The sequence below is a fragment of the Opitutus terrae PB90-1 genome (assembly GCF_000019965.1).
GTDB classification, from domain to species: domain Bacteria; phylum Verrucomicrobiota; class Verrucomicrobiia; order Opitutales; family Opitutaceae; genus Opitutus; species Opitutus terrae.
The window spans coordinates 2562840-2582830 of record NC_010571.1; the positions used below are offsets into that span (position 1 = coordinate 2562840).

10 protein-coding genes are annotated in these 19991 nt (G+C 66.4%); 4 read left to right on the forward strand and 6 right to left on the reverse strand.

Features of this window, described 5'->3' with window-relative positions:
• Window positions 1-14 precede the first annotated feature (14 nt).
• Window positions 15-2336: an alpha-amylase family protein gene (locus OTER_RS10110; protein WP_012374818.1), complete on the forward strand. Its 2322-nt coding sequence runs from the start codon at window positions 15-17 to the stop codon at window positions 2334-2336.
• Window positions 2337-2440: 104 nt separating this feature from the next.
• Here the strand turns inward: OTER_RS10110 and OTER_RS10115 are convergent, their stop codons facing one another.
• Together OTER_RS10115 and OTER_RS10120 are read right to left on the reverse strand one after the other, a co-directional pair.
• The gene (locus tag OTER_RS10115; RefSeq protein WP_012374819.1) at window positions 2441-6529 is read right to left on the reverse strand and encodes a glycosyl hydrolase 115 family protein; all 4089 of its coding nucleotides are present in this window, start codon (window positions 6527-6529) and stop codon (window positions 2441-2443) included.
• Window positions 6530-6774: 245 nt separating this feature from the next.
• Complete coding sequence (locus tag OTER_RS10120) at window positions 6775-9105, reverse strand: tetratricopeptide repeat protein (RefSeq protein WP_012374820.1); 2331 nt, start codon at window positions 9103-9105, stop codon at window positions 6775-6777.
• Window positions 9106-9246: 141 nt separating this feature from the next.
• Here OTER_RS10120 and OTER_RS10125 point away from each other — a divergent pair, with 141 nt between their 5' ends.
• Entirely contained in the window at window positions 9247-10152 is a 906-nt protein-coding gene (locus tag OTER_RS10125) for an alpha/beta hydrolase (protein ID WP_012374821.1), read from the forward strand.
• A 179-nt stretch (window positions 10153-10331) separates the two neighbouring features.
• On the forward strand, window positions 10332-10853 hold the full coding sequence (locus OTER_RS10130) for a glycine cleavage system transcriptional repressor (protein ID WP_012374822.1): 522 nt from the start codon (window positions 10332-10334) through the stop codon (window positions 10851-10853).
• 169 nt (window positions 10854-11022) lie between these two features.
• On the opposite strand, the gene OTER_RS25810 is transcribed toward OTER_RS10130, so the two are convergent.
• The 3 genes from OTER_RS25810 to glnD all read right to left on the reverse strand — a co-directional run bounded on the left by OTER_RS25810 (window position 11023) and on the right by glnD (window position 15951).
• Window positions 11023-11235 carry a hypothetical protein gene (locus OTER_RS25810; RefSeq protein ID WP_012374823.1) on the reverse strand — a complete coding sequence of 71 codons (213 nt, stop codon included), beginning with the start codon at window positions 11233-11235 and terminating at the stop codon, window positions 11023-11025.
• Window positions 11236-11246: 11 nt separating this feature from the next.
• On the reverse strand, window positions 11247-12995 hold the full coding sequence (locus tag OTER_RS10135) for a GAF domain-containing protein (protein WP_012374824.1): 1749 nt from the start codon (window positions 12993-12995) through the stop codon (window positions 11247-11249).
• Window positions 12996-13137: 142 nt separating this feature from the next.
• Window positions 13138-15951, reverse strand: a complete 2814-nt coding sequence (glnD, locus tag OTER_RS10140; protein WP_012374825.1) for a [protein-PII] uridylyltransferase — start codon at window positions 15949-15951, stop codon at window positions 13138-13140.
• A 377-nt stretch (window positions 15952-16328) separates the two neighbouring features.
• On the opposite strand from glnD, the gene OTER_RS10145 reads away from it, so the two are divergent.
• Window positions 16329-19061 carry a valine--tRNA ligase gene (locus tag OTER_RS10145; RefSeq protein ID WP_012374826.1) on the forward strand — a complete coding sequence of 911 codons (2733 nt, stop codon included), beginning with the start codon at window positions 16329-16331 and terminating at the stop codon, window positions 19059-19061.
• A 60-nt stretch (window positions 19062-19121) separates the two neighbouring features.
• On the opposite strand, the gene OTER_RS10150 is transcribed toward OTER_RS10145, so the two are convergent.
• The gene (locus tag OTER_RS10150; RefSeq protein WP_012374827.1) at window positions 19122-19802 is read right to left on the reverse strand and encodes a DUF6250 domain-containing protein; all 681 of its coding nucleotides are present in this window, start codon (window positions 19800-19802) and stop codon (window positions 19122-19124) included.
• Window positions 19803-19991: the final 189 nt, after the last annotated feature.

Here is a 19991-nt window from a genome sequence, read left to right on the forward strand (position 1 = left end):
AGCTGCGTCCTCTGATGAGCGACGCCCGGTCACGCGATTTTTCGCGCCGCCAGTTCCTGCAGCAACTCGCGGGCGCGGCGGCGCTGGTAACGTTGGCCGACTGGCGGCTCGTCGCCGGTGAAGGAACCGCCGGCAAGGCCGCCGTCGCGCAACCCTGGTATCAGCGCGCGCTGCGCTGGGGGCAGACGAATCTCACCGAGATCGACGTGGAGCGATTCGACACCGTGTGGTGGCGCGAACACTGGCGGCGCACCGCGGTGCAGGGCGTGGTGATCAACGCTGGTGGCATCGTGGCGTATTATCCGACCTCCGTGCCGCTGCACCGGCGGGCGGCGCACATGAACGGCCGTGATCTGTTCGGCGAACTGACGGCGGCGGCCCACGCGGACGGACTCGCGGTGTTTGCGCGGATGGACTCGAACCGCGCGGACGCGACGTTCTATCAGGCGCATCCGGACTGGTTCGCGCGCGATGCGAATGGCGAGCCTTACCGGGCCACGGGGCTCTACGTGGCGTGCGTGAACAGCCCGTATTACCACGAGCACATTCCGGCGATCCTGCACGAGGTGGCGACGCGCTACCGTCCGGAGGGGTTCACCGACAACAACTGGAACGGCCCGATGCGGGATCAGCCGTGTTTTTGCGGGAACTGCGAGCAGCTGTTTCGCGCGCGCACGGGCGCGGCGATTCCGCGGCAGCCCGACTGGAACTCGCCGCTCTATCGCGAATGGATCCGGTGGAATTACGAACGGAGAACGGAGATCTGGGAGCAGTTCAACCACGCCACGCGCCAGGCTGGTGGACCGGAGTGCCTGTGGGTTGGCATGATGGCGGGATCGCAGAACTGGCAGGCGCGGGTGTTCCGCGACGATCGCGAGATTTACCGCCGCACCGAGCTGGTGATGCTGGACGATCAACGACGGTTCGATCCGGAGGGGTTTCAGCACAACGGCGAGATCGGTGCACGGATCCGCGGCGTCGGTGGCTGGGACAAGGTGATCCCGGAAAGCATGGCGATGTACCACCTCACCGAGCATAACTTCCGGCTCGCGGCGAAACCGGAACCCGAGGTGCGATTGTGGTTTCTGGAAGGCGTCGCGGGTGGAGTGCAGCCATGGTGGCATCACGTCGGCTCGGATCAGCAGGATCGTCGGATGCTGCAAACGGCCGAGCCGCTTTGGCAATGGCATCGCCGCAACGAAGCCTATCTCGTCCACCGCCGGCCGCGCGTCACGGTGGGATTGGTCTGGTCGCAGCGGAACATGGACTTCTTTGGCCGCGACGACGGCGGCGCGCACGTCGACGATCCGTGGAATGGCTGGATGCAGGCGCTGATCCGCGCGCGGATTCCCTACGTGCCGGTGCACGTCGACGACCTCGATCGCGAAGTCGGGGCGCTCGGCTTGAAGCTGCTGATCCTGCCGAATCTCGGGGCAATGTCGGATCCGCAAGTCGCGGCCGTGCGGCGATTCGTCGCGGCGGGCGGCAACCTGCTCGCGACCGGGCTCAGCTCGCTCAGCGACGAGTGGGGCGAGGCGCGCGACGATTTTGCGTTGGCCGACGTGCTGGGCGTGCACCTGCCGCCGCGGCATGCGTTTCGCGACGAGCCGGTGCGCACGCGCTGGGCGAAACGCTGGACGCAAACCTATCTGCGGCTGCATCCGGAACTGCGCGCCGGCATCCCGGGACCGCGCAGCGGCGACGAGCCCGAGATCGCAGGCGAGCGGCACGAGGTCCTGCGGGGATTTGAGCAAACGGACATCCTGGCGTTCGGCGGGATGCTCGAACCGCTCGCGGTGGAGCCAGGGGGCGTGGTGCCGCTCACGTTCGTGCCCGCCGTGCCCACGTCGCCGGTGGAATCCGTCTGGATGCACGAGCCGCGGACGGACATCCCCGGCCTCGTCCTGCGTGAGAACGCCGCCGGCGGACGGATCGCGTATTTGCCGGCGGATCTCGATCGTCGGTTCGCACGTGAGAATCTCCCAGATCACGGCGACCTGCTCGCGAATCTCGTCCGCTGGACGTCGCGCGGCGACATTCCGCTGAAGGTCGAGGGCGCCGGGCTTATCCATTGTCATCTCTATCAGCAATCGGCCCCGGACCGGCTCGTGCTGCATCTGGTGAACCTGACCAACGCCGGCACGTGGCGGACGCCCGTGCACGAATTGATCGCGGTCGGACCGTTCATGGTATCGGTGCGGTTCGCAACGAGATCGAAGCCGGAGAATCTCGTCTCGCTTGTCAGCGGCGAACGCCGCACGTTCGAGCAAACGGGCGAGTGGGTGAAGTTCGAGGTGACGCGGATCGTCGATCACGAGGTGTTCGTGATCAGCTGACGCATACGCGCGTTTGCTTGCTCTGAGGCTGCGTTTCAGCCGGTGGAGGGAGGCGTCCGGCGAGCTGGATCGTGTGGCTCGCGGGCGGCTCGCTCGACCGTCCGTCACGGCATCGCGTAAACCTCGAGCAGCGCCACGCCCATCGTGTCGTCAGCTCCGCGAACGTGCGCCGAGTAAACGCCCGGTGCGACGCTGATCATCAGCGCGGCATCATGCGAGCCGAGCGGCAGCGGCGAGGAACCGAGTTCGGTGAACGTGGCGGGCAGCGGGCCGGAGCTGTCCCAGTCGTCGTTCTCGGCGATGGGCGAGCCATACGCGTTGTAGACAGTCAGCTCCGGATCGGGGAGGACGCCGGAAACGTCGCTTGGCAGCGAAGGCCCGACACCGCGAATGAGGAAACGTTTTGGCGCGTCGCCCGACAGCACGAAGCCGACGATCAGAATCTCGTCGCCAACGCCGACCTGGTTCCGCACGGAAAAATTGGTGAACCGCACGCCGCTCTCGATCGCATCGGCGTCGAACGCTTCGACGAGCGCGATGCCAGTCGTGCCGCCGAGTCCGCGGCCGTGCGCCGAGTAAACGCCGGCCGGGAGCGCCGCGACCAGCGCCGCGTCGCGCGAGCCGTCGAGCAGCGGGCCCGCTCCCAGCCGCGCGAACAACGCCGGGGACGCGGCCGTTTCGCTGGCCCAGTCGTTGTTCTGGCGGACGCTCGTTGACTCACGAAACAACTCCAGCTCGGGATCCACCAGCGTACCCGGTACGCCGTAGGTCGCGAGGGTGGGACCCTTGTTGCGAAGCAGCACCGTTTTGTTGCCGGTGCCAGCGAGCACGAAGCCCATGATCAGCGTCTGATCGCCGGTGCCCGCCTTGCCGCGCACGGAGATGTTCATCACGCGGCTCGTGCCGACGCGCACCGTCGCGGCAGCCGAGGTCACGCTGCCACCCGGATTCGTGACGACGACGCGATACAGACCAGCGTCGGTCGCAGCGAAACCGGTGAGCGTGAGTGTGGAACTCGTCGCGCCGGGGAGATCCGTGCCGTCTTTCTGCCACTGATAGGTGAACGGTCCGTGGCCCGCGGCCTCGACGGTGAGCGTCGCTGTGCTGCCGAGCGCGACCGCCTGCGATTGCGGAGCGGTGGAGACGGTGGCGGGCGGCGGCACCGGGGCGAAATAACTTTCCGTCGGACCGAGATAGCTCGGCCGCGCACCGCCGAAATCGACCAGCAGTTTCTGCACGACGACGCCGGGATCGATCATCCAAACCTTGAGCGTGTGCGTGCCAGCGGCGGTGAACGCGTGCGTCGATCGGCCGAACCGCGCGTTGGCGCGCACGCTTTCCTCCCAGTCGGCGTTGCCGTTCTGCGCGCGATACCCCGCAGGCACCAGCGTGACGACGTGCGGCGTTTCGTCGTCGACAGAGATCGCGTAGCGCAGCGGTCGGCCGGGCAGGAAGTTCAGCGTCGGTCCGACGGTGACCGTGACGTTCGCCGGGCCGGTCGAGAACGTGTGCATCTGGTATTCGAGGCACGGCGCGTTCGTGCCGGGAATGGCGGGTTCGGCGTCGACCGGACCGGTGGCGCGCAGACCGGAAAGCGTGTGCCCGTAGTCTTCGATCTTCAGCCAATGCCGATCACCGCTCGCGCGGTTCGCGGTGAAATGCTCGGCTTCGATGGCGACGAACCCCGCGCTTTCCGCGAACCCGATCAGCGTGTCGCGGCTGACGCCCGCAGGGTTGAGCGCTTCGACGGCAACGGTGACCTCCGCGCCGGCGCCGGTGATCCGCACCGTGCCGGTCGCCGAGCCGGCGGGCACGGCCGACCAGTCAATGCTCACGGCGAGCCGACGATCGGCGCCGACCGAGCCGGTGGTTTCGCTGAGCACGATCCACGGCGCGCTCGCAGTCGCGGTGAAGGCGAATGCGTCCGTGCCTTTGTTAAACACCTCGATCCAGCGTATCTGCCGGTTGAGCGCATCGAACCGCGGCAGCGCCGGCTGGCCGGCGGTGCCGGGCCACGCGGACGCTGAGCCCTCGATCGCGACGCCGAGCGCAGCCGCCGCTGCCGGCGTGGGTTCAACGAGCGGAATCGCACGCAAGCTATCGGTCGGCGGATCCTGCCAATTGAGGTAGCCGAGGTGGGTCTGATCCATGAAGTGCGCCCAGCGGCCGCCGGCGAACGTGGTGTTGAAATTGTTCTTCAGCGCCATGTCTTGCGCGAACAGCTCGCGCACGCGCGCCGCCTGCGCGGCGGTGCTCGCGCGACCTTGCGCGGCGTAGAGCGCATTGCGACCGGCGGTGACGTAGAGGTCGTTCACCAGCGCGCAGGATTTCACGGCAAAGTACACGGTCTGGTAAAACGCGTCGCGTTTGCTCGCGGGCAGCGCGTTCAACACCGCTTCCGCGCGAGTGGCGAGGGCGTTGTAGTCTGCGACGACGGTTTCCGCCTCGCGGTCGTTCACCAGGCTGTAGGTGGTCGGCGAGAGCAGCTCGGGTTTGCGCCGGGCATTGTAGCGCGTGTAACGGGTCACGATGTCGGCGATTTCCGCGGCGTGCTCTCCACCGAACTCTCGTGCGGCCCAGCCGCGCGTGAAATCGTCGGTGTTCGATTCGGTCCAGTGCTGCGCGTCCCAGCCGAGGCTGAGGAAATACTCGATCGGCAGCTCGTAGCTTTTGTTCAGATGGCCGACGTTCACGATCCAGATCCGGTCGGCGCCATACTGTTTCGCCAGCGCCATCTGATCCCAGATCTTCGGCAGTGGGCTGGTGTTGATCCACTGATAGCTGCGCGGGCCGCCGTGGTAATCGAAATGATAGTAAATGCCGGCGCCGCCCGGGCGAGCGCGCTCGTCCGCAGTGGGAACGCGGCGGAGATCACCCCAGTTATCCTCGGCCCAGAGCAGCGTGACATCGTCGGGTACGCGCATGCCGGCCTCGTAGTAATCCTGCACTTCCTTGTAGAGGCACCATACCTGCGGTACGCGGGTGACGTCGGGGTTCACCTCGTCGGCGAGAATCGTGCGCTGCACGCGGACGATCTCCTCGAGCAGTGCGCGGTTGGCTTCGGGTCCGCCCGGCGCCATCTCGGTGTCGTTGGCGCCACGGAGGCCCATGGTGATAATGCTTTCGTAGTTCCGGTTGCGCCGGACACCTTCGCGCCAGAACGCCTGCAGCGTCGACGCCTGCGTGGCGTAGTTCCATGAGCCGAGGGTGGCGCCGTAGCGGCGATCCCATTCCTTCTGCGCGCGCAGCATCGGCTCCTGGTGCGACGTGCCCATGACGATGCCGTATTCGTCGGCGAGCCGCGGGTTCTCCGGATCGTCTTCGTTGAACGCGTTGTTCCACATCGCGGGCCAGAGGTAGTTGGCCTTCATCCGCAGCAGCAGCTCGAAAATCCGCGTGTAGAACTCGCGGCCGTAGTTCGCGATCCCGCCCGGCACCGGCGGATTCGTGCTCGGCGTGGCGGTGCCGTATTTCGCCAAGACCCAGTTCGTCAGCGACGGCGCCTCGTCGTTGAGGAAGATGCCGCGGTATTTTACAGACGGCTCGCCTTGGACATAGGCGGTTTCAAGCACGTAGACCTCGGAGCGCTTGGGCGGAGTGACATCGGCCCACCAGTGCCAGGGTGAGACGCCGAGCTGCTCGCAAAGATCGTAGATGCCGAAGATCGTGCCGCGTTTGTCGCTGCCGGCGATCACGATGGCGGTCCCGTTTGGCACCGCGCCGGGCAGACCCTGGATGAGAAACGACTCCCATTTGCCGCGGACGCGGGAGACGTCGATCTTTCCTTCCGCGATCAAGCGGTCGATCAATTGGCTGCGGCCGATCGTCCCGACGATGATCAGCCGCGTACCGGGATTGGCGGCGTCGTGCGTGATCGCGGGGGTGAGGTCGGTCACGCGCGCGATGTCGGTCTGCAAGTCGCCCGCGGCACGCACGACGCCGGGCCAGTCGGCGGTGTCGACGTAGATCGACGCCACGCGGCCGTCGCGTGCGAGCTCCATGATGTTGCCCATGCTGGGCTGGAAATTCAGCAACGGGTGATTCGGAGTGTTCAGCGCGAACACCGCGAGAGGCTGGGCGAGGCATCCGGCGACGAGCGCGATCGCTCGCCGCAGGCAACGAGGGAGTCGGCGTGGCGAAGGCATGACGGCGGACGGGTTGGGGAAGACGGTCACGGAGGAGGCCAGGGGCATAAACCCAGTCTACGCGAAACCCCGCACCCTGACCTTAGCGAATCCATTCAGATTATCGAATGCCGCAGCAACGCGCATGTTCCCACCCAAGCGACATCGTTCCCTGTGCTCAGGCACAGGGCTGCAATTGGATCTGAATAGAGATGTCGCCAAGCTGCAGTCCGCCGTGCTCTTCGCCACCCGTCCTGCGCCAATGTTCGTCTTACGATCATTGGCATGGGACCGGCGGCGCAGGCCGCGCGGGGCTATCGCGCCTCGGTTCGTTCGAGCCGGTCGAGCCGCTCGCGCAGGCCGGGCAGGGTGGGGTCGAGCGCGAGCGCGGCTTTCCACGCCGCAATGCCATCCGCGCGGCGACCGCTGAGAATCAGCGCATAGCCGAGCTCGGCGCGAAGCGCGGCATCCTGTGGCTGCAGCTCGATGGCGCGCTGGTAGTGCTCCACGGCGGCGGCGAACTGCTGCCGCCGCGCGAAGGCCTGGGCGGCCGTTCGCTGCACGAGCGGGCTGTCGGGCGCCAGCTCCACGGCGCGCGTGAAACTCGCCGTTGCTTCGTCAGCCCGGCCCAGCTGCTCCGCCGCCCGCGCGAGTCCGAGGTGCGCTGTCGCGAGTTCGGGCGCGGAGCGGAGGGCGGCGCGAAAATGCGTCTCGGCCTCGGCGGGCTCACCGCGGCTGAGCAACAGGAGACCGAGTTCGGTGTGCGCTTCCGGATAGTCGGCGCGCAGCCGGAGCGCGTTGCGATGCGCAGTGATCGCGTCGTCGTCGCGGTCCAGCTGGGCCAGCGCCAGCCCAGCGCCGAAATGCGCGGCCGGTTCATCCGGATTGAGCGCGAGCGCGACCTCGAACTGGGCGAGTCCGAGGTGTGCGCGTCCGTGCAGCGTGTGGTCCATGCCTTCGGCGATGCGTTGCTGCACGAGCTCGGGATGTCTCTGGCCCACGGCGTGGAGATGTTGCTGCGCCCCGGGGTCGCGCTGGCGCAGCAGGAGTAATCCGAGTCGATACTCGGTGTCGCTGTCCTTCGGGTTCAGCTCCAGCACGCGGCGGTAAAGCTCGGCGGCGTCGCCGGCGTGGCCCTGACGTTCGAGCACGCTGGCGAGGGTGAACAGCGCCGTCCGGTTGCGCGGATTCAGCTCGAGTGCGCGGCGGCTGTGGATGGCCGCTTCCTCCAACTCGCTCTGCGTCGCGAGCGTGTAAGCGAGTAGCGCGTGTCCGACCTCGTTGCGCTCGGTGACCGCGAGCGCGTGCCGGAAAAGGGTCGTTGGATCGCGCCACACCGCTTGTTGCTCCCACGTGCGGATCGCACCGCCGAGCAGTACCGCGACGGCGGTCACCGCCGCGGTTTTACGCGCGAACGGTCGCGCGGCGAGCAGCGGGGCGAGAGTCCAGAGCAGCGCGAGCTGCAGGAGCAGGATCGGCGCGTAGGTGTAGCGGTCGGCCATCGCTTGGAATCCGACCTGGATGAGTCCGAGCGCGGGGAGCAGCGCGACGAGAAAGCCGGCCCAGCCGACCAATACCCATGGCCGCGCGCGACGCTGCCACCAGGCGACGGCGGTTACGACAACCACGAGCGCGGTCGCGCCCATGATGACGAGCCACGGCCAGTGACCGGGATGCGGATAGCAGACAGTGAGGTTGGCCGGCCAGAGGAACTTGCCGAGATAGCGGGCGATCGACACGACCGCGTTGCCGAGCCGCGCGCCGAACGGCAAATCGAGGACGAACGCGCCCTGCGTCTGCTGCATAAGCACGGTCACCGTGGCGATCGCGAGCGAGAGCGCGAGCAGCGGCACCTGTTCCAACAACAGCTGGCCGGTGCGGCGCCACATGGCGCGATCGAGCACGCTCAGATCGAGGCGGCGCAGCGGCCAGACGTTGAGTAGAAAGAGCACGCCCGGCAGCGTCACGAGCATCGGCTTGCACATCAGCCCGGCGAGAAACAGCCCGAGCGTGAGCAGATAAAATGGCCAGGGGCGCGCAGGCGCGGATGGGATCGAGGGCGCACCCAGGTGCGCCTCCGCCGGAACGGCGTGCGGGTCGGTTTGCGACGGACGCAGGGACCGGCCGCTGTGAGCATCACGGCGCTGCGCATAGGCCGCGAACGCCCAGAGCGTGAGCAGAAAAAAGCAGCCGCTCATCACGTCTTTGCGTTCGGTGATCCACACCACCGACTCGACGCGCAAGGGATGCCACGCGAACAGGGCCGCCGCGAACGCGGACGTCCACGGCGCGCCGGTCAACCGCCGCAGCACGAGGAACGCGAGCACGGCGTTCAGCGCGTGCCACAGGACGCTGGTGAGGTGATGTCCGCCGGCGTTGTCGCGCCACAACTGCCAGTCGAGCATGTGCGACAGCCACGTGAGCGGATGCCAGTAGTCCGCCTGTCCGGTGAAGGCCCAGGCGAGGCTCTCCTTGGTGAAGCCGGCCTGAACGTGGACGTTGTTCGTCACGAAGGCGGGATCGTCGTAGTTGCTGAAGTCGTAGCTCAGCCCGCGGCTGAACAGCAGCACGGTGCAGGCGAAAAGCACGCAGCACACCGCCGCGGTGAGAAGCGAAGGCCGGACGGTGGGCGGGGAGAGTGACACCGATTCTGCTTAGCGGTCGGGGCGAACCGACTCCAATGTTTTTGTGGTGCACGGCCGTCGCGCGGACTGGAAGCGGTGCCGCGAAGGCGGGATCTGACGTTGCGGGTGGCGCTCGGGTCTGCTGCGCTGCGTTTCGCTTCTATGAAGACGCTGCTTTCGTGCTGTGCCTTGGGCGTCGCAATCTGCGCGGTCGCGTTGGGTTCTCCGGAGCCGACGACGATCAAGCTCTGGCCGGGTCAGCCGCCGGGCGACACGAGAGGGCTTCCGCCTGAAGCCGATCTCAACCAGCCCTCGGACGGGCTGATCGCCGGCCGGAAGATCATCCGGCTCGGTAACGTGTCGGAGCCGACGGTGACGATCTACTCGCCGGATCCGGCGAAAGCCACCGGCGCGGCGATCCTGGTCGCGCCGGGGGGCGGCTATCACATCCTCGCGATGGATCTCGAAGGCACGGAAGTGTGCGAGTGGCTGAACTCGATCGGTGTCACGGCCGCGCTGCTGAAATATCGCGTGCCAGCGCGGCCGGGACAGCCGCGCTATGCGGCGCCATTGCAGGATGCGCAACGCGCGCTCGGGATCGTGCGGTCGCGGGCCGCGGAGTTCGGGATCGATCCGCAGCGGATCGGCGCGTTGGGGTTCTCGGCGGGCGCACATTTGTCGACGATGCTGGGCAATCAGCCGGACGAGCGCACGTATCCCGTGGTGGACGGTGCGGATGCGGTGAGCAGTCGGCCAAACTTTGTCGTGCTCGTTTACCCGGGCGGACTGTCGCCGCGGGACACCGATGGCACCGTGCTCGCGCCGGAGGTGCACGTTGCCAAGGAGATCACGCCGCCGACGTTCATCACGATGGCGCAGGACGATCCGGTGCGGGTGGAGAATGCGTTGGTATATTACCGGGCGTTGAAGGCGGCGAACGTGCCGGTGGAAATGCACCTCTATCCGAAGGGCGGCCACGGCTTCGGGCTGCGGCGCACACAGGTAACCGCGACCACCTGGCCGGATCGCGTGGTGGACTGGATGAAGGCGTCGGGGTGGTTGAAGTAGGCGTCGCTCGGGGATCTTCTCTTTCTCGTAATCGTAATCGTTCTCTCTCTCGTTCTCTCAATCCTCCTTCAACCGGGAGAACGAGAAAGAGAAAGAGAACGAGAACGATTGAGGAGGGAGGGGGAGCCCATGTGCACTCCGGAATTGCCGTGCGGGCGGAGGGCGGCCACGGTCGCGTCATGCTCGCAACCCTCGTGATGACCGTGATCGGTCCGGACCGGCCGGGCCTCGTGCAACTGGTGTCGGCCTGCATCGCGGATCACGGTGGCAACTGGCTCGAGAGCCGGATGTGCCGGCTGGGGGGACAATTCGCCGGCATCGTGAGCGCCGAGGTGCCGGCGGAGCGGGCGGAGGAGTTGACGCGCGCGCTGGCCGGGCTCGAGCCGCAGGGGTTGAAGGTGATCCTCCACACGGAGCGTGCGGCGATCGCGCCGGCGAACGGCAGCCTGGCAGAAATCGAACTCGTTGGGCACGACCGGCCCGGGATTTTGCGGAGCGTTTCCGCCGTGCTGGCGAAGCACAAACTCAACGTGGAGGATCTCGCGTCGGAGCGCGTCGCGGCGCCGATGGGCGGCGGCACGTTGTTTCAAGCGCGGGCAACGGTACTCGTGCCGGCCGGTGCGAGCCTCGCGGCGGTTCGCGCCGACCTCGAGGAGATCGCGGCCGATCTGATGGTGGATTTGAAGCTGCAGCCGAAGTGAGGCGGGGGGGCGGAGAGCCCAGAGCTGAGAGGCTAGAGCGGAGAGCGGGAAGAGATGAGAGTTGAGGGGTGAGAGTTGAGAGCCGGAGGCTGACGGCGAGCGGGCGAGCAGCTACATTGTAGGCCAGGTCGGTGACCTGGCTGGATCGGAGCCACCTCAACGAGGTAGCCTACAGCCTGAACTTCTGCCGCAGGACGAGCCAGAGGACGGCGGCGGCGATCAGATCGGTGGCGGCAACAAAAAGTCGCACGGGCAGCGGAATGCGCGGGACGAACCCGGCGATCGCGATTGCGCCGACGATCAGAACCACGATCGCGATCTGCAGCACGCGACGCTGGCGGAGCAAGGTGGAATCTGGAGGAGGCGGCGATTCGAAGGACATGCCGGGATGGGCTAGCTTTTCGCCAGCGGGAGGGTGACGCGCATCGTGGTTCCGCTGGGGCCGGTGGCTCGAAGCGTGATTTCGCCATGATGGCTCTCGAGAATCCGCTTGGCGATCGCGAGCCCGAGTCCCGTGCCGCCGGTGCGTCCGGACAGGAACGAATCGAAAATCCGCGGGGCCAGTTCCGGCGCGATGCCGGCGCCGCTGTCGGTCACGTCGATCGTGACCATGGAGACAGAGCCGCGGAGTTCCTGACCAACGGCGATCGACAGCTCGCGGCGCGCTGGCGGCGGCTCGGGAGTCGACGGGACGCTTGTGGCCGTCATCGCCTCGGTGGCGTTGAAGATCAGATTGAGCAGAACCTGCTGGAGCTGGCCCTTGTGTGCGTCGACGACGAGTGGCTGCGCGGGAGCCTGGAAACTCAGGTGGATGTGCGCCTGCGCCAGCTTGGGGCGGACGAGCACGAGCGTGTCGGAGATCATGTCCGCGACTGACCAGCGCGAGTGCAGCGCGGCGGGCGCCTTGGCGAAGTTGAGCACGCGGGACACGATCGATTCGAGCTGATCGAGTTTCTCGTTGATCACGCGGACGTCGGTGCGCCGCGGATCGTCGGGCGGGAAATCGAGCCCGAGTCCGCCGTGGAGCAGCTTGATCACGGTGAGCGGATTCCGGATCTCGTGCGCGATCTCCGCCGCGAGCAGACCGAGCGTGGTGAGCTGTTCGCTCTTGCGCAGCTTTTCCTCGCTCTCGAACACGCGCGCGTAGAGCCGGGCGTTTTGGAGCGCCACGGCGCCCAGGCTCGCGAGGCTGGCGCAGGCGCGTTTCTCGTCGTCGTCGAACCGGTGCACGCGATCGAGAAACACCGCGAGCACGCCGAACACCTCGCCCTCGTGCAGCAGCGGAGTGTAGAGCGCGGAATGCAGCGTCGGGTCGTCGGGCAGATCGGCGAGCCCACCGAACCCGGGCGATTGCACGTCGGAGAATTCGACCTGCCGCTTCGTGTGAAAGGCCGCCGCGACGAGCGAGCTCTTGATCGGCAAGTCGCCGGCTGGAATTCCCGGCGTGGTTGCGTCCGCGTGATCCTGCGCCACGCAGCGGACGAGTGCAGCGTCCGCGGGTTGATGGAACAGCGCGCAGCTGCGCCCCTGCATCATCTCGCGAGTATCGCGCGTGAGCGTGGCGAAGAGTTCCTGTTTCTCCAGCTTGGCCACGAGCGACTGGCCGGAGGAGAGCAGCGTTTCGAACTGCCGCGCCTTGGCCTGCAGGTGCCGGGTGCGCCAGAGCAGCAGGACGAGATGTGTCGTTTCCGCGGTGAGCTGCTCGAGCAGCGCGAGATCCTCGGCCGAGAACCCGCCACGGCGGTCGCTCTCGAGATTGGCCACGCCGATCACGCGTTCGCCGTCGCGCATGGGCACCGCCATTTCGCAGCGCGTGGCGGAGCGCTCGGCGATGTAGCGCGGCTCGGTGGAGACGTCCGGCACGAGCAGCGAGCGGGCGTTGAGGACGCACCAGCCGGTAATGCCGTGGCCGAGCTTCAAACCGGACGGATCAGCCGACGGCGGCAGACCGTGCTGGACCTCGTCTTCGAGCAGGCCGGTCGACGGGTTGAACAACGCGATCGAGCCGGCGTCGGCCTGGAATGTGGACACCAGCACCTCGAGCGCGTCGCGGAGCACCGAATGCGGATCCTCGGCCTGACGAGCGAGCGAGGTCAGCCGGTAGAGGGCGGAGAGGGCACGCGGATCGGCGGGCGTGGACATGGACGGAGCGAGAGTGAGCGGTCCGGAACCGAGGAACAAACCGAAATGTGCGCCACGGTTTCGCTGAACGCATGTAGCCGGCCTCGTTGAGGCCGGGCCGGGGTCAACGACCCCGGCTACATCCTGTAGCGCGCTGCCCCCGTCATACCGTCGCGACGGCGGCGGCTTCCGGCTTGATCGCTTCGGTCAGCGCGTCGCGGAGAACCTGCAGCCGCGGCGTGTCGATCGGTTGGCCCGCTTCGGAGCTCTCGATATAGAACGTGTCGATCGCGACGCCGCGCTCCGTGCCGATCCGCGCGAACGTGATGTCGAAGCCTTGGTCGGAAATGATTTTGGCGAGCCGGTAGAGCAGACCGATCTGATCGCGGGCCTGGATCTCGACGATCGTGCGCTGCATGGCGAGTTCGTGATACACCTCGACGGTGGGCGGAAACGCGGTGTGCAGCGCCTCCCCGTTGACGACGCCGGTGTAGCGGCTGGCGGCGAGTTTCTTCGCCTGCGCGACGATATCGGGATAAAGATCCTTGTTCGAGACGAGCGCCGCCTCGATGGTGCGCGCAAAGGCTTCCTGCGCCGCGGCGCTCTGCACCACGCCGCGGCCCGGCTCGACGACGTAGAACGTGTCGATGGCGATGTGATCCGAACGCGAAATGATCTTCGCGCCGAGAATGCTCAGTCCCGCGACGCTGAACGCGCCGGCGAGTTTGTAGAAGAGGCCGGCGCGATCCCACGTGACGACATTGACGACGGTGAGGGATCGGTTGAGGTCGTCCTGCCATTCGATCACCGGCTTGAGCGAGCCGACGGAGTCGGCGGTGGTGATCGATTTGAGCAGCCGGTGCACCATCCGGATGTGGAGCGAGATTTCGTCGGGCTCGGTCTGGATGAAATAGCGGTCAGGAAGCAGGCCGAAATGCGCGACGATCTCTTCCGTGGCGACGCCCGGGATCGTGCGGGCGATGAGTTCCTGTTGGGTCATGTGCTTCTTCTTTTCGTAGTTGGCGTGAACGGCTTCGCCCAGGTTCAGGTGCTCCAAAGTGGCGAGGAAGAGGCGCGTGTGCAACGTGTCCTTGTAGCTGTTCCACAAGCTGGCCGCGGTGCCGCGGGCATCGCAGAACGTGTGGACGTACAGGTTCCGCAGACGCTCGGCATCGCCCACGATCTCGGCAAAAGCGGCGGCAGTTTGGGGGTCATCGACGTCCCGCTTCTGCCAGAATCGTGCCATCACCAGATGATTCTTGATGACGAACGTGACGAGTTCGCGGCCCTCGGGCGACACGCCGAGCCGCTCCAGAATCGGCGCGGCGAGCGCGGCCCCGGCCTCGGCGTGGCCTTTAATACCTTCCGACTTGCCGATGTCGTGCAACAGCAGCGTCAGGTAAAGCAGCGCCGGATCGGAGGTTTCGTGCAGCGCCTGCCGGTATTTGAGGGTGATCGGTTCGGCTTCGGTGAAGATCAGGTCCAGCTGCCGGACCGCCTCGAGCGTGTGCACGTCGGCGGTGTAGCGATGATAAAACTCATGCTGCACCAGGCAGGTCAGCCCGGCGAACTCGGGGACAAATTTGTTCAGCACGCCGAGCTCGTGCATCAGGTTCAGCGCGGGAAACACCGCGCCCGGCTCGGACAGAATCGCGCGGAAGCTCACGTTGGCGTCCTGCGACGCGCGCACGTCGGGCGTCAGCAGGTGCAGCGACTGCCGGATCAGCGTGCCGAGATTGAAGTCCAGCTCGCAGTCGAGCTGCTGCCGGTGCCGGAACACGCGAATCAGCCGGACCGGGTCTTGCTCGAACACGGCGGGTGATTCCGCGGCGAGATCGCTGCCGCGCAGGACGAAGCCGTCGATCTTCTTCGTGCGGCGGAAGCGCGAGGCGAGCAGGCTGTCCCGGATCGAAATCTTTCCGCCCTTGGCGTCGCGACCGATCGTCAGCGCGAGCCGGCTCTCGATTAGCTTCGAGATCCGGAAGATCGTTTGGGCGGACCGGTAGTAATCCTGCATGAAGTGCTCGACGCGCACGAGCAGGTTGGCCTCGGTGTAGCCGAGCTGGCGCGCGACGCGCGGCTGGTGGTCGAGATCGAGCAGGTCGGTGGCGCGGGAATTGATAAAGTGGAGCTCGTTACGGACCCGCAGCAGGAAGTCGTAGGCGCGGGTAAACGCGGCGAGCTCGTCGTGGCGAAGGTAGTTCTGGGTGGCGAGCTCCTCGATCTGGGTGATCCCGAGCTTCACGCGCGCCATCCACACGGCGTTCTGATAATCGCGCAGCCCGCCGACGCCGTTCTTCAGATCGGGTTCCTGCAGGAAAACGGTGTCGCCGTATTTGGCGCGGCGCTGGGCCTGATCGTCGAGCCGCGCGGCGATATAGCCCTTCGGGTCCTCGGTCGTGGAGAACGCGCGATACGCCTGCTCGAAGGTTTCGTAGAGCGAAGTCGAGCCCGCGGCGAGGCGCGACTCGAGCAGCGAGGTGAGGGTCTGGATGTCCTTGCGGGCCTCGGTGAAGACCTCGTCGACGTTGCGGATCGAGTGGCCGACCTTCAGTTTGCAGTCCCAGAGGGGGTAGAGGATCTCGTTGGTGAGGTGTTCGAGGAACGGCTTGATCGCGGCGGGCTTCGTTTTCGCCGGCAGGAGGAACATCACGTCGATATCGCTCAACGGGCTGAGTTCGCCGCGGCCATAGCCGCCGAGGGCGATCAGGGCGACGGCGACGGGCGGCTTGGCGGCGCCGGTCGCCTGCAGGTGGCTCAGCATGGCGGCGTCGAACAAGCGCAGCAGCATGTGATCGATCGTAGCCGACCAGGCGTGAACAATCTCCAGGCCGGAGGCGCCGGCCTTGTGCCGCTCGTGGAGCAGGTGTCTCTCGTTGGCGAGATAGGTCTTGCACGCGGCGAGCCGCTCCGCGCGCGTGGCGGCGCCAGTGAACGCCAGAGGATCTTCAGGTGCGACGGGGGTCGGAACGAACATGGAAAGGGAAGAGCGGTTACTTTGCCCAAAAACGCGCGACGGGCGAGGGGAATTGAGAAGAAGCCAAGAGCTGAGAGTCCAGAGCGGAGAGCCGGGCGGGGAGTTGAGCGTTGAGGGTTGAGAGTTGAGAGGGGGTGGAGTTGAGAGATGAGGGTTGAGAGCGGGGAAGCTGAGCAGGCGGTTGGATCGAGAGTAGGGCGGAACCGCCGGGCCCGCCGGGGACGCGCCGGGCGGAGCGATGCGCCCGGCTTCGCAAAACCTCGGCCATCAGGCGCTCAGCGCTGGACTCTGGGCGCTGGACGGGCTCGGGTCCGTTTAACCACTTGCCTCGGCTGCCGGCGGACGGTTTTCTCAGCGGTTTTAGCACCCGCAAGACCATGGCCGAGATCACCAAGAGCTACGAACCGCGCGACGTCGAAAAGAAGTGGTATGCCGCCTGGCTGGAGGCCAAGGCCTTCGCCAGCAAGGTCGATCCGGCGCGGCCGGCCTACAGCATCGTCATTCCGCCGCCGAACGTGACCGGCGTGCTCACGATGGGCCACGTGCTGAACAATTCGATCCAGGACATCCTGATCCGGCGCGCGCGGCTCGAGGGCAAGTCGCCGGTGTGGGTGCCGGGCACGGATCACGCGGGGATCGCGACGCAGACCGTGGTGGAGCGCGAGCTGCGCAAGCAGAAGAAGACGCGGCACGATTTCGGCCGGGAAAAGTTTTTGGAAAAGGTCTGGGAGTGGCGGCACGAGAAGGGCGGCATCATCCTCGAGCAGCTGCGGCGACTCGGCGCGTCGTGCGACTGGGATCGCACCGCGTTCACGATGGACCCGGCCTATTCGAAGCGCGTGCTGCACGTCTTCGTGGAGCTCTTCAATCGCGGCTACATCTACCGCGGCAAGCGGATGGTGAACTGGTGCCCGGTGTCGCTCACGGCGCTGTCCGACGAGGAAGTGATCATGAAGCCGGTGAACGGCGCGCTGTATCGCGTCCGCTACGAGCTCGTCGATCAGCCGGGCCGGTTCATCGAGGTGAAGACCACGCGGCCCGAGACGATTCCGGGCGACGTGGCGATCGCGGTGCATCCGGAGGATCCGCGCTACGCGGACATCATTGGCAAGAAAGTGCGGCGGCCGATCGGGCCCGCGGCGGAGATTCCGATCATCGCGGACAACGCGGTCGATCGGGCTTTCGGCACTGGCGCGCTGAAGATCACCCCGGCGCACGACAAGGTGGACTACGAAGTCGGCCAGCGGCACAAGCTGCCCGCGATCGACGTGCTGCAGCCGAACGGCGTGCTGAACGAACTCGCCGGTTCCGAGTTGGCGGGCATGGATCGGTTCGTCGGCCGCAAGCGCGCGGCGGAGTTGCTCAAGGAGCGCGGCGCGCTGCTCGAGGAGGAAGCGTATTCCAACAATGTCGGCTATTCCGAGCGTGCGGACGTGCCGATCGAGCCGCGGCTGACCGAACAGTGGTGGTTGCGCTATCCGAAGATCGAGGAAGCGAAAGCCGCGGTGCGCGACGGCCACATCAAGTTTCACCCGGAGCGCTGGTCGAAGGTTTACCTGCACTGGCTCGAAAACATCCAGGACTGGTGCATTAGCCGGCAGCTGTGGTGGGGGCATCGCATCCCGGTCTGGTATCGCAAAGGCGCCGACCGCTCGGATCCGAAGAACTGGCACGTGTCGGTCGACGGCCCGGCGGATCCGCAGAACTGGGAGCAGGAGGACGACGTGCTCGACACATGGGCGTCGTCCTGGCTGTGGCCGTTCGCGACGATGGGCTGGCCGGATCAAGCCGAGATGAAGCAGGCGGGCTTCGACTATTTCTATCCGACGAGCACGCTCGTGACGGGCCCGGACATCATCTTCTTCTGGGTCGCGCGGATGATCATGGCCGGGCTGGAGTTTGTCCGGCCGGGCGAATCGCTGGAGCGGCGAATTCCGTTCCGCGATGTCTATTTCACGGGCATCATTCGCGATCAGCAGGGCCGGAAGATGTCGAAGTCGCTCGGCAACTCGCCCGATCCGCTGGTGCTGATCGACAAATACGGCGCGGACGGCTTGCGCTTCGGGATCATCTCGATCGCGCCGCAGGGCCAGGACATCCGGTTCCAGGAGGACCGGATCGAGGGCGGCAAGAATTTCTGCAACAAGCTCTGGAACGCGTGCCGGTTCCGCCAGATGAGCGGCGAGGCCGGCGACAACGCCTCGCTGGCGGCGATTGCGGCACGGCTCGAGCCGGCGAAGTTCGACGCCGATGATCACGCGATCCTCGATCGACTGTCGGCGACGACGGCCGAGCTCGAGCGGTGCTTCCGCGAGTTCGAGTTCAGTGCGGCGGTGCAGGCGCTCTACAGCTTTTTCTGGGGCGATTTCTGCGACTGGTATGTCGAAGTCTCGAAGGCAAAGATGCAGGCCGCTGAAACGAAGGCGAACTGCCTCGCGATCCAGGATGTCGTGCTTCGCCAGACATTGCTGCTGCTGCATCCGTTCGTGCCGTTCATCACGGAGGAGCTCTGGGGGCTGCTCGGCTATGCCGGCAATGAGTCGGTGGACGCGAGGAAGCCGGGCGCATTCATCCAGAACGCGCGGCTGGAAACCGCGGCGGAATTCGGTGCTGCGCTGCAGCGCGCGGGGCTCGTGCTCGATCGTTCGCAGAGCACCGCGGTCGAAGGACTGAAGACGTTTGTGTCGCAGGCACGCGCCTTGAAGGCGGAGCACAACCTCGCGAGCCGACGTGACGTGAAGTTGTTCGTGACCGCGACCGATGCGGGCTGGGCCACGCTCGAGGCCAATCTCGCGAAGCTCGCCCGGATGGCGGGCGCGGCGGAGATCACGCGACGTGAGTCGGTCGAAGGCGCGCCGGCGATCGTGACGCCGCTCGGCACGATCTATCTCGACCTGGCGAGCACGGTCGACGTTGGCGCCGAGAAGGCGCGTTTGAAGAAGGAACTCGATCTAATCGCAAAGCACATCGCCGGCACGGAAGCGCGACTGGCGAACCAGGCATTTGTGAGCAAGGCGCCGCCCGCGGTGCTCGAGGGCGCGAAGAAGCAGCTGGCCGACCAGCAGGCGAAGCGCGCCGAGCTCGAGCGGCTGTTGAAGGGGCTGGGCTGACGCGAGGCGGGCGGGACGCCGCGCTCCCACGCACGCGTCAGCGGACACGAAGGCGCGGAATCAGCGGCCGGACTTCACCTTGAAATTCCTAATCTCGAGGTGACTTTTCACCGTGCGGAACGCGAACCAGCCGCTCGTCAGCGGCGCGGGATCACGGAACGTGAAAATCTTTTCGCCATCGCGCCAGTACTCCGCGACGCCGTCGTGCGCGACGAGCCGGATCCGGTAGGTTTGATTCGGCTTCAGAAGGAACTGCGCCTGGCTCAGGTCGTGCTCGGGCAGCAGCGGACGCGCTGCCGTGCCATCGTAGCGCCGGAACCGCGTGGTCGAATTCGTGTTGCCACCGTAGCCGACATAGTAGGTGAGCAGGGTGTCGTAATCGGCGAACTTGCCGCTTCGGTCATGGCCGGCGCCGAACGGGCATTGGTCCGGCGCGGCGGGATCCTGCGCCATCCAGAAACAGTTCAGGTCGGATACCCGATCGTTCGGCCCGCCGCGCGAGACCGCGGTGGCATCGTAGCTGATCTCCACCGGCGCGGTGAGCTTCGGGCGATACCAGACGGTGCAGCCCGCGGCGTCCTCGATCACCAGTGCATCGCCGTCAACCCGGACCGTGCCGCCGGGCATCTGCTCGACGACCCAGTTCTCCATGCTCCCCGTGGGCGACGCCGCGCAGGCGGTCAGTCCGCTGCAGCCGACGAGCAGTCCGAGGAGGCCAATGAATCGGGCGGGAGCGTGCATGTGGTACTCATCCCACGCCGCGCCGCGGCGGGCAAACGAGGATGTGTTCAAACCGATTGAGCCGCGCGGGTTGAGCGCGGAGCTACGGTGCCGATATAAGAATCGCTGGACCTTTACGCCCAACCCCCCGACGATGCGGCGGCTGCGACCGTACTCCCAAACGATTGGGCTGTCGGGCTGCGGCGGTCG

Coding starts and splice junctions, on each gene's coding strand:
- OTER_RS10110 (WP_012374818.1), top strand. CDS start 15: ATGAGCGACGCCCGGTCACGCGATTTTTCGCGCCGCCAGTTCCTGCAG.
- OTER_RS10115 (WP_012374819.1), bottom strand. CDS start 6,529: ATGCCCCTGGCCTCCTCCGTGACCGTCTTCCCCAACCCGTCCGCCGTC.
- OTER_RS10125 (WP_012374821.1), top strand. CDS start 9,247: ATGAAGACGCTGCTTTCGTGCTGTGCCTTGGGCGTCGCAATCTGCGCG.
- OTER_RS10130 (WP_012374822.1), top strand. CDS start 10,332: ATGCTCGCAACCCTCGTGATGACCGTGATCGGTCCGGACCGGCCGGGC.
- OTER_RS25810 (WP_012374823.1), bottom strand. CDS start 11,235: ATGTCCTTCGAATCGCCGCCTCCTCCAGATTCCACCTTGCTCCGCCAG.
- OTER_RS10135 (WP_012374824.1), bottom strand. CDS start 12,995: ATGTCCACGCCCGCCGATCCGCGTGCCCTCTCCGCCCTCTACCGGCTG.
- glnD (WP_012374825.1), bottom strand. CDS start 15,951: ATGTTCGTTCCGACCCCCGTCGCACCTGAAGATCCTCTGGCGTTCACT.
- OTER_RS10145 (WP_012374826.1), top strand. CDS start 16,329: ATGGCCGAGATCACCAAGAGCTACGAACCGCGCGACGTCGAAAAGAAG.
- OTER_RS10150 (WP_012374827.1), bottom strand. CDS start 19,802: ATGCACGCTCCCGCCCGATTCATTGGCCTCCTCGGACTGCTCGTCGGC.